Annotated in this window: 13 protein-coding genes; 7 read left to right on the top strand and 6 right to left on the bottom strand. The window is 40.1% G+C overall.

Features of this window, described 5'->3' with window-relative positions:
* Nucleotides 1-75 precede the first annotated feature (75 nt).
* On the top strand, nucleotides 76-267 hold the full coding sequence (locus ACOB80_RS16275; protein ID WP_473166911.1) for a YheV family putative zinc ribbon protein: 192 nt from the start codon (nucleotides 76-78) through the stop codon (nucleotides 265-267).
* 34 nt (nucleotides 268-301) lie between these two features.
* Here ACOB80_RS16275 and ACOB80_RS16270 read toward each other — a convergent pair whose 3' ends face one another.
* Together ACOB80_RS16270 and ACOB80_RS16265 are read right to left on the bottom strand one after the other, a co-directional pair.
* Complete coding sequence (locus ACOB80_RS16270) at nucleotides 302-541, bottom strand: SlyX family protein (protein WP_473166910.1); 240 nt, start codon at nucleotides 539-541, stop codon at nucleotides 302-304.
* The gene (locus tag ACOB80_RS16265; protein WP_473166909.1) at nucleotides 523-1,512 is read right to left on the bottom strand and encodes a WD40 repeat domain-containing protein; all 990 of its coding nucleotides are present in this window, start codon (nucleotides 1,510-1,512) and stop codon (nucleotides 523-525) included. Before ACOB80_RS16265 ends, ACOB80_RS16270 begins: the two co-directional genes overlap by 19 nt.
* Nucleotides 1,513-1,622: 110 nt before the next feature.
* Between ACOB80_RS16265 and fkpA the strand changes: the two genes are divergently transcribed.
* Nucleotides 1,623-2,387, top strand: a complete 765-nt coding sequence (gene fkpA, locus ACOB80_RS16260; protein ID WP_473166908.1) for an FKBP-type peptidyl-prolyl cis-trans isomerase — start codon at nucleotides 1,623-1,625, stop codon at nucleotides 2,385-2,387.
* A gap of 115 nt (nucleotides 2,388-2,502) precedes the next feature.
* Here the strand turns inward: fkpA and rsd are convergent, their stop codons facing one another.
* Nucleotides 2,503-2,964 (bottom strand): sigma D regulator, encoded by a 462-nt coding sequence (gene rsd / locus ACOB80_RS16255; RefSeq protein ID WP_473166907.1) that lies wholly within the window; start codon nucleotides 2,962-2,964, stop codon nucleotides 2,503-2,505.
* A 62-nt stretch (nucleotides 2,965-3,026) separates the two neighbouring features.
* Nucleotides 3,027-3,899, bottom strand: a complete 873-nt coding sequence (locus ACOB80_RS16250; RefSeq protein ID WP_473166906.1) for a S1/P1 nuclease — start codon at nucleotides 3,897-3,899, stop codon at nucleotides 3,027-3,029.
* 97 nt (nucleotides 3,900-3,996) lie between these two features.
* Here ACOB80_RS16250 and ACOB80_RS16245 point away from each other — a divergent pair, with 97 nt between their 5' ends.
* On the top strand, nucleotides 3,997-5,097 hold the full coding sequence (locus ACOB80_RS16245) for an NAD(P)/FAD-dependent oxidoreductase (protein WP_473166905.1): 1,101 nt from the start codon (nucleotides 3,997-3,999) through the stop codon (nucleotides 5,095-5,097).
* A gap of 237 nt (nucleotides 5,098-5,334) precedes the next feature.
* On the opposite strand, the gene ACOB80_RS16240 is transcribed toward ACOB80_RS16245, so the two are convergent.
* Complete coding sequence (locus ACOB80_RS16240) at nucleotides 5,335-6,057, bottom strand: hypothetical protein (protein WP_473166904.1); 723 nt, start codon at nucleotides 6,055-6,057, stop codon at nucleotides 5,335-5,337.
* A 288-nt stretch (nucleotides 6,058-6,345) separates the two neighbouring features.
* On the opposite strand from ACOB80_RS16240, the gene ACOB80_RS16235 reads away from it, so the two are divergent.
* From ACOB80_RS16235 to ACOB80_RS16225, 3 genes are read left to right on the top strand one after another with little or no spacing between them, the layout of a single operon-like run.
* Nucleotides 6,346-8,139 (top strand): assimilatory sulfite reductase (NADPH) flavoprotein subunit, encoded by a 1,794-nt coding sequence (locus ACOB80_RS16235; RefSeq protein WP_473166903.1) that lies wholly within the window; start codon nucleotides 6,346-6,348, stop codon nucleotides 8,137-8,139.
* Nucleotides 8,139-9,872, top strand: a complete 1,734-nt coding sequence (cysI, locus tag ACOB80_RS16230) for an assimilatory sulfite reductase (NADPH) hemoprotein subunit (protein WP_473166902.1) — start codon at nucleotides 8,139-8,141, stop codon at nucleotides 9,870-9,872. The genes ACOB80_RS16235 and cysI overlap by 1 nt, the downstream gene beginning before the upstream one ends.
* On the top strand, nucleotides 9,865-10,623 hold the full coding sequence (locus ACOB80_RS16225) for a phosphoadenylyl-sulfate reductase (protein WP_473166901.1): 759 nt from the start codon (nucleotides 9,865-9,867) through the stop codon (nucleotides 10,621-10,623). Before cysI ends, ACOB80_RS16225 begins: the two co-directional genes overlap by 8 nt.
* Before the next feature lie 54 nt (nucleotides 10,624-10,677).
* Here the strand turns inward: ACOB80_RS16225 and ACOB80_RS16220 are convergent, their stop codons facing one another.
* A complete protein-coding gene (locus tag ACOB80_RS16220) occupies nucleotides 10,678-11,589 on the bottom strand; it encodes a TIGR03899 family protein (protein WP_473166900.1) in 912 nt (303 codons plus the stop codon).
* Nucleotides 11,590-11,906: 317 nt separating this feature from the next.
* Here ACOB80_RS16220 and ACOB80_RS16215 point away from each other — a divergent pair, with 317 nt between their 5' ends.
* Complete coding sequence (locus ACOB80_RS16215; RefSeq protein WP_473166899.1) at nucleotides 11,907-14,135, top strand: bifunctional diguanylate cyclase/phosphodiesterase; 2,229 nt, start codon at nucleotides 11,907-11,909, stop codon at nucleotides 14,133-14,135.
* The last annotated feature ends 18 nt before the right edge of the window (nucleotides 14,136-14,153 follow it).

The following is a 14,153-nucleotide window of genomic DNA, read 5'->3' as shown; positions in this document are numbered from 1 at the left end:
GCTATTGTCGCTTTTCCTTATAGCTAAGTTCAAGGTAAAATAGTGAATCAGTAGAAGTAATCAAATGAAAGTCTCATGAAAAAGCGATTTATTGCTGGCGCTATTTGCCCAAAATGTAAAGCCATGGATACCATGTGCTTAACCAAAGAAAATGACGTTGAAAAAGTCACTTGTGTTAAATGTGGTTACCTGATGACACAAGCTAATGAAGCGGTAGAAAAGGACGTAAGGCAAGAAGAGCAAGTTATTGGAGTGTTTAAGCCTTAATTATTGCTAAATTAAGGCTAGTGTTTAATTGAGGTTAATAGTGAGGAGGAGGTGGCTCATCCTCTGGTCGCATCAACTGAGATTTACTTTGGTTTTTCATGCGATCAGCGATTAACTTTAACTGTTGTTTCAGTTCGCTAATCTCTTGTTGGTGTATCGCCAGTTCGTTGTTTAATTGCTCAATAACATCATCTTGAAACGCATTTCTTGATTCGAGCGCTTCAATGCTTTGTTGTAAATATGTTAGTTGTTCGTTTATAGGCCCGTTTGCCATAACTCTGCAAATCCTGAAGAAGATTCAGTAATAATGTGGCTATTATCTCTGAAAGCGGCGCTATAAACAACGGCACCGGTAGGGCGATTTGCCTCTTTTGGCGTAACTCGCCAGCTGGTTAGCCTATTACCAGAAGCAATATCCCAAATGCTAACTTTGCGAGATGGCGCACCAGTAAGTAAGTGTTTACCATCAGGGGAAAACTTAACAGAGCTGAATACTTCCTGCCGGACACTGTATTGAAGTTGACTGATCCTTTCTCCTGTTTTTAGATCCCAAATATTGGCAGACTTCTTACTATCAGCAGTAAAGGCATATCTGCCATTTGGATCTAAAGCGACCATAGTGACTCGGCTAGGGTGATTAAATCTATAAATAACTTGGCCCGTTTGGGTATCCCATGCATATGCGACAAAATCATTAGAGCCCGTTAATGCGACTCTGCCATTGGGTAGCATATCAACTGAATTGATTTTTTCTTGGTGGCCTAAAAACTCGATCCGCCTAGCAGATGCTAACGTGATATGGTCAACTTTGCCGTCGCTTCGTCCAATTAGGACATGTTTGCCGTTGTTTGATACAGCAATATCTCGAATACTTGATTGGCTCATTTGCCAATAGCCTTCCGATTGTCCTGTTTGCGCATTCCACAGAGAAAAGTTATGTCGACTTGCTGCAAGTACATGACTATTGTTTGACGCTATATCTATTGCTAGTACTAAGTTATCAGATGATTCTTGTTGCTGAGACCAAGAAAAAAGTAAAGCGTTTTTTTCCAAGTCCCATAGACTGATGCCATGATGTATTGAGCTTACGGCACTAATTTTTGCGTTATCCGCAATATCTGCAGCGTAAGCGCCGTCAACAGCATGTTGCCACCTTTCTAACGGCGCCTTATTACTGGGTTGGCAACTCGCTAATAACAGTGCCGTTATCATTAATCCTAGACAGGTAACAAATGGTCTCAACATTAGGGCTTTTTTCTCTGTTCATTTGTCGTTAGTATATGACCTTTTTACGCACATGTGTATTGCGTATAAAACTACCGAAACGTGTCTAGTAGACATTTATGGAGATTTGAATGAAATTGTTAAAACCATCACTTATCGCAGTGGCGTTAATGTCTGCTGTTGGGTGTCAACAAGAAGCGAAGCAAGCTGAAGAAGTAAAAGCGCCTGTATTAGAAACTGAAGTACAGAAGCAAGCTTATGCGTTAGGTGCGTCTATTGGTATGTATACTGAGCGTAACTTACAAGAACAACAAAAACTAGGTGTTAACTTAGAGCAAAGTTTAATTTTAAAAGGCTTTGAAGATAGCCTTGCAGGTAGTTCATTAATTGAAAAAGAAGAAATTCAAGCTTTAATGATGAACCTAGAAAAGTCTATGCGTGAAAAGCAAGAAGTTGCTACAGCAAAAGCTGCGGAAGAAGCATTAGCTCAAGGCGCAGCCTTTTTAGCTGAAAATGCGAAGAAAGATGGCGTACAAGTGACTGAGTCTGGTATTCAGTATCAAGTACTTCAAGCAGCAGAAGGTGCTAAGCCAGCAGCAGAAGATACAGTAAAAGTGCATTACCGCGGTACTTTAATTGATGGTACTGAGTTCGATAGCTCTTACAAGCGTAATCAACCAACAGTATTCCCACTTAACCGTGTTATTGCTGGTTGGACTGAAGGCGTTCAGTTAATGTCGGTAGGTTCTAAGTACAAATTTACTATCCCTTCAAACTTAGCTTACGGTGAGCGCGGAAATCCACCAGTAATCCCTGGTAACGCTGTTTTAGAATTTGAAATTGAGTTACTTGAAATTGTTGAACCGGAAGGTGGTGAAGACTCACACGCCCACTAAATAGTGTTGTGTTCAAGAAAAAACCGATGTGCTTCACATCGGTTTTTTTATGGTATAAATTTACTGTTGAGCAATGTTAGGTTATACCAAATTAATGTCATTGGTATCATGGGTATTAATAGTGATACAGCATGGCTAATAGTTCATCTTCAAATAAAAAACGCTCTTCAAGCGCTCGGCCAAGCGTTGCTAATTGTAAGTCGAAATTAATAGGCAGTTTATTGGTAGAGTTCTCGGCGAAGTTATCATTGAATTTAAGAGCAAGATCTGTGGACTGATTTAGCTTTGGAAAAATTTCATTTGCCTTGCTTTTGTCGGCAGGGCCTTTGTCTTTGCATTGTTCGACTATATTGTTGAATATCTCGAAATGGCCAGCTGAAATATAATCCATTAGCAACTGACAAAAATGGTTAACTTGTTTTCCTTCGGGGAGTTTAGACTCCGCCGTTCCGTCTGGTTGTAGGCCAATAAGTTCACAATATGCGACGAGTACCTGCTGACGTTCTTGTAACCAGTTATCGATAACTCGGTTCCTTCCGCCCCACTGTTTTTTGCGTTTCTCTAACTGGGTTAACATGACGCCTCCTAAATATCCTTGGCTTAGTATGAATTTTATCTGGTCAAAAAATCAACTGTTTTTTACAGGTGCTTAGCGATCAATTGTGATAATCGCACCGAAGCCTGCTGCATTCTAACGGTGATTATGGCTTGATTTTTGGTGTGATAATTTTCGTCAATTGTTAGTTTATTACGGCGAATATCTTTACATTTACTCCCTGATAATTTGCAGTATTTAGTTGTTTTACTTCTTGTGATAGTTAAAGATTCTGATGCCCAAGAATAAACATCACTTGAGAGCCATTCTGATTTTTTCTCAGCGGTAATGCCTGATGCTAGTTTATTCTGCCAATAACTGTCTAAGCCTTCTTCGACATATTGTTTTGGATACAGCAAACAGTCATCCCAATACCAATGCATGGTTTTACACTTTCCTTTAAAGGGTGAAACTTCTATCTTATTACCACCATAGTCGTTGGCATAGCTCACATGCAAAGGTTGGTGAACATCACCAACCCAGTGGCCGACAAACATTAATGCAACTATTTTTTCTAGAGGCGATTGTGCATCTGTCGCTTGTTGGTCGTGATACAAAATCGCTTGTGTAATACAGCCGCCTTTGCATGAATCTTCGTTTATTTCACTATCTCGGCGAGAAATATTGATGTAGTGCCAAGGCTTTAATGGCTTAAAGTGACTTTCATTTTTAACTGCGTCCGCCCAAGTGCAGGCGGTGGCGTAAGATAGTGGCGTACTCTCTGGCAGGTTGTTGTAACGGTTCACCTTAGTAACTTCAGATTGAGGCACCTGAGCTAATAAATTGAGAAGATTATTTTGTTTTTCTTGATTGAGCTGTTGGAACGCGGTGTGGCAAACAGCTCTATGACCTAGTTTTCCTAAAGCAAAGCTATTTGTAGTTATTAGAAGTGTAACGAGTAAACAAAAAATACGCATATCGTTTTTTCAAGTTACCTGAATTAATACAGATAAGTTGTTAGTTGCTATTGAATGGTAGCTTGAGATAATAACAAAAAATTAAAAAATTGTGTAAATGGATAAATTTGATGTCGTTGTGATTGGAGCCGGTGTAATAGGAATCGCTATTGCAGCTGAATTAAGCCAGTTATACCAGAGCGTCTTGCTTATTGATAAAAATACATTTTTTGGCGAAGAAACGAGTAGTCGCAATAGTGAGGTTATTCATGGCGGCCTTTATTACCCAAACTCTAGCCTTAAAGCTCAACTGTGCGTTACCGGCAAAGAATTGTTATATAAATACTGCCAAGACTTCAATGTACCCGTAAACAATATAGGAAAGATACTGGTTGCAACGGGTGACCAAGAACAAGAAAAGTTAGAGGCTATTGTTGATCAAAGCCAGAATAATGGCGTTGATGACTTAACGTGGCTAACCAACGAACAACTAAAAGGATTAGAGCCAAATGTTAGTGCTGATAGTGCTGTATTATCGCCTAGTACTGGTATTGTCGATAGTCACCAATTGATGTTGTCTCTACTAGGGGTTTTTGAAAAACGCGGGGGAATTTACGTCACACAAACACAATTTCTGTCAGCTCAACCATCTACCAGCGGCTTTACTTTAAAATTAAATTCTCAAGGGCAAGAGCTTTCAATCTTGTCTGAGCGGATAATTAATGCCGCAGGATTAGAAGCGCAAGCAGTTGCGAGTTCAATCACTGGCTTAAAAGAAGACACTATACCGCCCTTGTATTTGTGCAAAGGATGTTACTTTAACTATTCAGGAAAAGCGCCGTTTAGCCGATTGGTGTATCCGATGCCAAATCAGTTTGGTTTGGGTATTCATGCAACTCTGGATTTGGCTGGTCAAGTTAGGTTTGGGCCAGATGTTGAGTATATTGAGCAACAAGACTTTGATGTAAAGCTAAGTAAGAGAGATGGATTTTATCATGCCATAAAGCACTACTTCCCCGGTATTGAAAAAGAAAGACTAACACCCGCATATGCAGGGATTCGGCCTAAATTACAGGCGCCGAATAGTAAGTTTGAAGACTTTTCTATTCAAAGCACTGATGAACATGGCGTGCAAGGACTGATTAATCTCTACGGCATTGAATCTCCTGGCCTTACCGCGAGTCTAGCCATAGCTCAATATGTAAAAAAGCGACTTTAGAATAATTTATAATCAAAAGATCCTAAAATATAACTAAATAATTATTCTAATATTGTGAATAAAGTGTCATTATGGGGTTGCTTGCTTAATATCGTAATGTTGACGGAATAAGTGAGTTGGTCAAGAACAAAGTTGGGGTCTCTTTGGTCATCTAAATTCTTGGCTTGTGAGGATGCAAGTTAACGCTTTTAACTATGCTTTTTTGGGGTAACGAAATGTTACCCCTTTTTTTATGTCTTATTCTTCAATCTTAATTATTAGCGAGTTAATGTAGTAATAGGTTAGACCTTCAAATCCAGAGTCGGTACCTGCCAACATCCAAAAACCGCCTAAGCTATCAGTTTGAACGTCAATTTTCGTCTCAGTTGAGCGCTCAATCTCTTTCCATTGCTCGTCTTCCATACAGTCAACACCATTAGCAATATTGCCAACGGTTTGCCCGTTAGTTCCTGATTGAGATTGATTGCCAATATCGATATTCAAACGGTGCATGTCATCAATTGTTTCATTCTCTGGTTCTTCGGTAGAAGCGGCCAGCTTAACGTATACCGACTCACCTGGTGCTCCACCAATGCCAAAACAATTAGATGGAATGCTAGAGGTAAAAGTGGTTGATAGCGTGACTTGGTATGATGTATCGGCTTTCATACCGTATATGTAGCTTTTCACACCCATGAATAAGTCATCAGAGTGATTATTACCTTTTAACATCCATGCCTTAGTTTCTGTGCCTTCCATTTCTTCGTACTTAGCTGATAACTCGTAGAATTCTTCGTTATCTTGATCGTCAGTGCTGACAGGGTAATCAGAAAAAATCGGTGTAAAGGCGAATTTTGATGTCGCAAAGTCAATCTTAATAGGTTTGCTAATATCGAGCATTGGGGCTTCGTATTCATCAGTATTACACGCGGCTAGTGTTAACGCTGCTAATGGTAAGCAAAGGTGTTTAATAAGTTTCATATGTTGTGTTCCGATTATTATTAATGACTAAAACTTATTACATGTGAAGAGGGGTAACTGTAATCAAATGTTAAAGGGGGTAACTTTTTCTATCTGTTCTGGGTAGGGGAGTAGCTGGTGCTTTTTCTTCTATATTTTCAGTGGTTAGCATATGCAGATCAAAACGGCCTAATAACTTTCATATTTATCTATTCGTTTTTGGAATAAAAAAGCCATTTCTATTCTTTTTACTTTTGACTGACTCAGACTATCCTTGCATCAATATTTTAATGGGCGAGTTGGCGATAGATGTCTGAGCAACAAAATCTAAATCAAACTATGCTGAGTCAAGAGCAATTGACTAGCTTGAAAGAAATTACAGGTGGTTATTCACCATTACAGCTGGCGTGGGCTAGTGGCTATTTAGCGGCAAAAAGTGAAGGCACTTCTATTGCTGCTGTTCCTTCGGCTAGCTTACCTCAAGCGTCTTCTACATTAACAATTCTGTATGGTTCTCAAACAGGTAATGCCAAAGGCGTCGCTAAAAGCTTAGCGGAGCAAGCTCAGGCTCAAGGATTGACGGTTGACTGTAAAAGTATGGGTGAGTTTAAACCTAAGAGCATTAAGAATGTTACTCATTTGTTGATTGTTGCCAGTACAAATGGCGAAGGCGAGCCACCTGATGATGCCATGGGTTTCCATGAGTTCTTATCGTCTAAGAAAGCACCTAAGTTAGAGCACTTGCAGTACAGTGTTTTATCTCTTGGTGATAGTAGTTATGAGTTTTTCTGCCAAACGGGTAAAGACTTTGATGAGTACTTAAGTAAATTGGGTGCTAAGCAAATTACCCCTCGTGTTGACTGTGATGTTGATTATGAAGACGAAGCTCAAGCTTGGTCTTTAGACATTATAGAAAAATCAAAAGATTTATTAGGCGCTGAACAAGTTGCTTCAAACGTTGTTGCTATGCCAACGGCAGGTGCTGTAAGTCAGTATACAAAGCAAAACCCTTATGCTGCAGAGCTAAGTGTAAGTCAAAAACTAACAGGACGGGATTCAAATAAAGATGTACGTCACATTGAAATCGATCTTGGCGAGTCAGGTATTAGTTACCAAGCCGGCGATGCATTAGGCGTTTGGTTTGAAAACGACGGTGCGTTAGTGGATGAGTTACTTGCTGCTTTGTCTTTTTCTGGCGAAGAAACAATTACCCTTGGCGGCGATTCTTTTGCGATAAAAGCTGCGTTAACTGAAAAGCTAGAAATTACTCAAACAGCACCAAATTTCATTGAGTTTTGGGCGCAATTATCAGGCAGTGAAGAATTAACGACTTTAATTGCCGATAAAAATGCAACGCGAGAGTTTGCCGCAAACCATCAAATCGTCGATGTTGTTAAACGTGCTCCAGCAGATGTCGATGAACAGGCATTTGTTGATGCATTACGTAAAATTACGCCACGACTTTACTCTATCGCTTCTAGCCAATCTGAAGTTGATGAAGAGGTTCACTTAACCGTTGGTCTTGTTCGATACGAAAAAGACGGAGCGGTAAGAACCGGCGGCGCTTCTGGATTTTTATCAGAACGACTAGAGGAAGGTGGTCAAGTTAAAGTCTTTATCGAGCATAACGATAACTTTAGATTGCCAGCAGATGGCAATACGCCAGTGATTATGGTTGGTCCTGGTACAGGTATTGCACCATTTAGATCGTTTATGCAAGAACGTGACGCAAGTGAAGCGGAAGGCGATAACTGGTTATTCTTTGGTGATCAAACCTTTACACAAGATTTCTTGTATCAACTTGAATGGCAAGGGTACTTGAAGTCAGGGTTACTTACCCGGATCGATCTTGCCTTTTCTCGTGATCAGGCAGAGAAAATCTACGTTCAAGACCGTTTAAAAGAGCAAGCTGAAGAAGTTTATGCATGGTTGGAGCGTGGCGCTCACTTTTATATTTGTGGTGATATGAGCCGCATGGCAAAAGATGTAGAAACAACTTTACTGCAAATCATTGCTGAGCAAGGCAATAAGTCGGCAGAAGAAGCCGAGCAGTACTTAAAAGATTTACGTAACGCTAAGCGTTACCAGAAGGATGTTTACTAATGACTGATGTAACTCAAGAAAACGGCCCTTTGATTGTTGAAGGTAAGTTAGCCGACAACGAGCGTTTAAAGCGTGAAAGTAATTTCTTGCGCGGCACGATTACACAAGATTTAAAAGATCCCGTCACTGGTGGCTTCACTGCGGATAACTTCCAGTTAATTCGTTTCCATGGTATGTACCAGCAAGATGACCGCGATATTCGTGCAGAGCGCACCAAGCAAAAGCTTGAACCTTTACACAATGTGATGCTGCGTGCACGTATGCCGGGCGGTATTATTACGCCTGACCAATGGTTAGCGATCGATAAGTTTGCCACCGATAAAACTATGTATGGCAGCATTCGTCTAACGACCCGCCAAACTTTCCAGTTTCACGGCGTGTTAAAGCCTAACATTAAGTTGATGCACCAAACGTTGAATAGCATAGGTATTGATTCAATTGCTACCGCTGGTGATGTTAACCGTAATGTCCTGTGTACTACTAATCCGGTTGAATCAGAACTTCACCAAGAAGCTTATGAGTGGGCGAAGAAAATCAGTGAGCATTTACTCCCTAAAACTCGCGCTTATGCAGAAATTTGGTTAGATGGTGAGAAATTAGAGGGTACTCAAGGTGAGAAAACCGAAGAGCCGATTTTAGGCAGTAACTATTTACCGCGCAAATTTAAAACCACGGTTGTTGTACCTCCACAAAACGACGTTGATGTACATGCTAACGACCTAAACTTTGTTGCTATTGCAGAAAATGGCAAATTGATTGGTTTTAACGTGTTAGTTGGTGGTGGCTTAGCCATGACTCATGGCGATAAGTCGACTTACCCACGTCGTGCAGATGACTTTGGTTTTGTTCCTCTAGCCAACACGTTAGATGTTGCTGCGGCGGTAGTAATGGTTCAGCGTGACTGGGGTAACCGAGTTAATCGTAAAAATGCAAAAACTAAATATACATTAGATCGCGTTGGCGTAGACACCTTCAAAGCTGAAGTTGAAAAGCGTGCTGGCATTATTTTCGAAGACAGCAAACCATATGAGTTTACCGATCGCGGTGATCGTATTGGCTGGGTTGAAGGCGTAGATGGAAAGCACCACTTAACTTTGTTTATCGAGAACGGTCGTTTATTAGATTATCCAGGTAAACCACTAAAAACTGGTGCTGCTGAAATTGCGAAAATCCACAAAGGCGATTTTCGTATGACGGCTAATCAAAACCTTATTGTTGCTGGCGTAGCCGAAGAAGATAAAGCGCAAATAGAACAGTTGGCGGTATCGCATGGTTTAATGGATTCGACAGTATCTAATCAGCGTAAAAACTCAATGGCCTGTGTTGCGTTTCCAACTTGTCCTTTAGCAATGGCTGAAGCAGAGCGTTACCTACCGGGTTTAATTGATGATGTAGATGGCATATTGGCTAAGCATGGTATAGCTGATGAGCATATTATTCTTCGTGTTACAGGTTGTCCAAATGGCTGTGGCAGAGCGATGCTGGCCGAGCTTGGTTTAGTGGGTAAAGGGCCTGGTAAATATAACATGCATCTTGGTGGCAATATCGCTGGCACACGAGTGCCAAAAATGTACAAAGAGAACTTGGGTGAACAAGATATTCTGACGGAAATAGACACTTTAGTAGCACGTTGGGTAAAAGAACGTGAAAGTAATGAAGCGTTTGGTGACTTTGTTATACGTGCTGGCATTGTAGAAGAAGTGTTTATCAGTAAGCGAGACTTTCATGACTAACACGTCAAGCCAACCGGCAAACAATTTAGTAAGTAAATTTCCAGCTTCATTACCTGAACCTTGGTTAAAGCAATGGAATGAAACTTTAGAAAATATGCAGGCCACAGAGCGAGTTGAATGGGCAATGGAAAACTTGCCTGGAAGCTTCGTACTGTCCTCTAGTTTTGGTATTCAGTCTGCGGTGATGTTGCACATGATGACGCAGGTGGATGCGAATATTCCGGTGATTCTTACAGACACGGGCCACTTGTTTCCAGAAACTTACCAGTTTGTGGAGCAATTGACAGAACGTTTAAATCTTAACTTACAGGTGTTTAGTGCTAAAGAGAGTGCCGCTTGGCAGCTAGCTAAATACGGAGAAGAGTGGGCAAAAGATGAAGCGTCGTTGAAAGCTTATAACCGTAGAAATAAGGTTGAACCACTAGAGCGTGGGTTAAGCGAGCTTGGTGCTGGCACTTGGTTTTCAGGCATTAGACGTCAACAGTCTAATCATAGAGAGCAACTGTCAGTGGTAAGCATATTGCGCGGACGTTTCAAAGTACATCCAATTATTGATTGGCATAATCGCGATGTTCACCAGTACTTAACCAAGCACAACTTGCCTTATCACCCACTTTGGGATCAAGGGTATATATCTGTTGGTGATACTCACAGTACTAGACCACTTACATTAGGTATGGATGAAAGTGAAGTACGTTTTTCGGGTATGCAGCGCGAATGTGGACTCCATACAGATGGAGATGGCATTTAATTTCGTCATCTAAATTGGTCAGTTAACTTAGCTGCGTACTTTTTACCTGCGCAGTTACGAAAGTTTTACGTTAAAGAACTGAGAAAGTTCTTGAGTTAACTGACTAACATACTTTTCTTGGGGCTTATCGACAATTAGTCGAGCTAATTCGTTGCCAATAGGTGAGAACTTATAGTAAGACAAAATACAGTCAGACTTAGCTGCCTTTAATATCAGCCCTTTGCCTTGATAGTGTAAATTAATCACTTCGTCTTTCTTTAATGGTGTTATTTCGGTTTCTTGGACGAAAAGCAGGTGATTATCTGCAAGCGCTAATAGCTCACCGTAGCCCAACCCGATACTCGCTAAGTTTGTCTTTACTTGTTGATTTCCCGTAAAAAAATTGAATAACCCTGGTGATTGACTGGCGCCCGAAATAAGTCTACGGTTCTGTCCATGAGAATCGGCAACAGCATATTGACACAGCTTTCCAAATAATTTTGCATCATGAATACTCATGGTATTAAATGCTTTTAATGCCTTATAAGAAAAGCTGCCTGGGCTATTAATTTCTCCAGCCAATATTTTGGCCCAAAGCTCTTGCATGGTTTTATTGCTCACCTGTTCGGCAAATTCAATAAAATGATTAAACCAGTCTTTATCGGCTCGATCGGTCACTTGGCTGTCAGAGCAATATTGAATCGCCTTATGAATAATGGCTTCTAAATTTTCTTGTTTTCTGACTTGTGATGCCTTTGCTCGTTTGAATACTCTGTCTTCTATTGGCATGACCTTGTCTTGCGCAATGAGCGCACCATCAATGGCAAACTGTCGGGCCAAGCCAAGCAACTGCCGTTGAGAAGATAGCTGAGAACTATGAGAGTTGTCAGTTGTCGATGAGGTAGTGTTTGATGTTAACGGATGTTCTTGCTTGACTTCATTGTCTGGTGAGTTAGGTTTTTCGTTAACTACTATTTCTTTACTCATCATATTCCTCTAGTGAAAAGTTGATCACAATTTTGCAATACGTCCTGCTTTACTTACATAACTTATTAGTGATAACTTCAGTATTAATGGCAAAAAGATAAATGTCTATCGTTATTTAGCATAGCATTTCACAATATTTAACCTAAAATTTACTAGATGGGTACTAGGATAGGAAATTCTCCATAATATGAGTTAGATTTGTTGAATAATCCCGTAGTGACTTTTATTATGTATTATGAAAAGTAATAAAATTAGCAACCTAACCTAGCTTACGAAAGATTACCGGTAACTATTAAGTGACCGATTTTGAGGAAAATATGCAGGCTTCCGAAGAGACTAACGACGATTTTTTATTTATCGATGATAGTGACGAAGATGAGATTCTAGAAGATTCGAGTACAGATACTTGGAAGGTTCTGATAGTTGATGATGATCCTGAGATACATTCTGTCACGCAATTAGCTTTATCTGATTTGGTCGTTTTGGGAAAACGATTAGAGTACATACATGCATACTCTGGACGTGATGCATGTCAGTTGATTGAACAACATCATGATATTGTCTTAGTTTTGCTTGATGTTGTTATGGAAACGGATGACGCGGGCCTTAACGTTGTAAAGCATATTAGAGAAACTCTTCAACGCCAAGATATACGTATTGTTCTTCGAACAGGGCAACCGGGATACGCTCCTGAAGAAAGCGTCATTAAAGACTACGATATTAACGATTATAAAACTAAAACCGAACTCACCAGAAGAAAGCTTGTTACTACCGTATATGCCGCGATACGCTCATACCAACAAATCGATACGGTCTCTCAAAATCGCGAAGGCTTGGAAAAAATAATTAACGCCGCAGCCGACTTACTCGAATTACATTCTGTGCATGATTACGCTGATGGTGTCTTAGAACAATTAGGTTGTTTGAGTGATTGTAAAGCGAGTGTTTTTTGTGCCCGAGGGCAGGGTATTGTTGATGGTGCTGACGATCTAGGCTTATACATGCTAGCTCAACACGGCTTTGTTGATAATTACAAAAATCAAAAACTCGACACATTTGAGAATGTCGAGATGCAACAGCAAATTATTAGTAGCTTTCAGCAAAAAAATCATTTTATCGACGAATATCATGTCTGTTTGTATTTAGTCAGCGGTGGCTACCGAGCCGTTGTTTATTTAGAGCTTAACTCGCCTTTAACGGAAATTGATAAACAGTTAATTGAAGTGTTTTTAACGAACGTTGCGATTGGCTATGAAAATGTTCATTTATTTCAAAAGTTAAGAGATGCCGCTTATAAAGATTGGTTGACAGAACTCCCTAATAGACTGCAATTTGTGAATCTATTAGATGATTTTGCCCAAAATACCGATAGTAATATGGTGGCAGGCCTAATTGATATTAATCATTTTAGTGATATTAACGATGGCTTGGGACAAGATTTGGGTAATCAGCTGTTAATGGCTGTATCTACTCGCATGAAGTCACTGTTATCAACCTGTCAATTAGCTCGAATTGGTGCCGATGTGTTTGGCATTATTGGACCCAAAGAGCAAGTGTGTCCTGAAGTTCTTGACGGTTTGTTTTCAAAAGCCTTTTCGGCTGGCGAACAAAATTTACCTATTAGTGCTACCTTTGGCCTGTGTGCGAAAGAAGATGCAGGCCCAAGAGGCGTTAAAGTTCTAAACCAAATTAATATTGCCCTTAATTTAGCTAAGAAAAGTAACCAAGAGCATTTTGTTTACTATAAGCAAGAGATGGAAGAAACAACGCTTTGGCGCTTAAGTATGATAAGGCAATTACGTACTGATTTTGCTGAAGACCGTTTAGAATTGTGGTATCAACCTCAGTTAAATTTGCAAACGGGGAAGGTCATAGGTGCTGAAGCATTACTGCGTTGGCGAACAGCCGATGGTCAGTTTATTTCACCGGCGATTTTTATCCCGTTAGCCGAATATTCTGGTCTTATCATTGATATAGGTGACTGGGTTATTAACCAAGCCTGCTTACAAATTAAAGAGCTAGAAAAAGCCTCTTTTGATGATGTAGGTATTTCCGTAAACGTTTCAATTCCACAGTTTAAACGTGATAATTTTGTTCAAAATATCATTGATGCAACGCAGCGACACGACGTGCACCCACATAAGTTAGAGCTAGAAATAACAGAAAATATTTTAATGGATGAGCCGCAGGTCGTGGTAGATGCTTTAGTAAAATTAAAATCTAAAGGCATTAGTATTGCACTTGACGACTTTGGTACTGGATATTCTTCACTTAGTTATTTGCAACAGTTACCTTTAGATAGGTTAAAAGTTGATCGCTCTTTTGTTAATAATATCGCTGAACCTGGGAAGTCGATTATTGCGGATACTATCATCAACTTAGGTAAGCAGATGAACTTGAAGGTTATTGCGGAAGGGATTGAAGATAAATCGCAAGAAGCACATTTAAAGCAACAGCAATGTGACGAAGTTCAAGGTTTTTATTACGCGAAGCCGATGCCCGCAGAGGAGTTCTTACAATTTCTTCAGGAAAAAAACGACTCTTAATTGCGATAGTAGAAGGTT

It is taken from the genome of Thalassotalea coralli (assembly GCF_055786205.1).
This window is presented reverse-complemented; position numbering and strand designations above follow the sequence as displayed.

Coding starts and splice junctions, on each gene's coding strand:
- ACOB80_RS16225 (WP_473166901.1), top strand. CDS start 9,865: ATGACTAACACGTCAAGCCAACCGGCAAACAATTTAGTAAGTAAATTT.
- rsd (WP_473166907.1), bottom strand. CDS start 2,964: ATGTTAACCCAGTTAGAGAAACGCAAAAAACAGTGGGGCGGAAGGAAC.
- ACOB80_RS16275 (WP_473166911.1), top strand. CDS start 76: ATGAAAAAGCGATTTATTGCTGGCGCTATTTGCCCAAAATGTAAAGCC.
- ACOB80_RS16250 (WP_473166906.1), bottom strand. CDS start 3,899: ATGCGTATTTTTTGTTTACTCGTTACACTTCTAATAACTACAAATAGC.
- ACOB80_RS16270 (WP_473166910.1), bottom strand. CDS start 541: ATGGCAAACGGGCCTATAAACGAACAACTAACATATTTACAACAAAGC.
- cysI (WP_473166902.1), top strand. CDS start 8,139: ATGACTGATGTAACTCAAGAAAACGGCCCTTTGATTGTTGAAGGTAAG.
- ACOB80_RS16220 (WP_473166900.1), bottom strand. CDS start 11,589: ATGAGTAAAGAAATAGTAGTTAACGAAAAACCTAACTCACCAGACAAT.
- ACOB80_RS16215 (WP_473166899.1), top strand. CDS start 11,907: ATGCAGGCTTCCGAAGAGACTAACGACGATTTTTTATTTATCGATGAT.
- ACOB80_RS16265 (WP_473166909.1), bottom strand. CDS start 1,512: ATGTTGAGACCATTTGTTACCTGTCTAGGATTAATGATAACGGCACTG.
- ACOB80_RS16240 (WP_473166904.1), bottom strand. CDS start 6,057: ATGAAACTTATTAAACACCTTTGCTTACCATTAGCAGCGTTAACACTA.
- ACOB80_RS16235 (WP_473166903.1), top strand. CDS start 6,346: ATGTCTGAGCAACAAAATCTAAATCAAACTATGCTGAGTCAAGAGCAA.
- ACOB80_RS16245 (WP_473166905.1), top strand. CDS start 3,997: ATGGATAAATTTGATGTCGTTGTGATTGGAGCCGGTGTAATAGGAATC.
- fkpA (WP_473166908.1), top strand. CDS start 1,623: ATGAAATTGTTAAAACCATCACTTATCGCAGTGGCGTTAATGTCTGCT.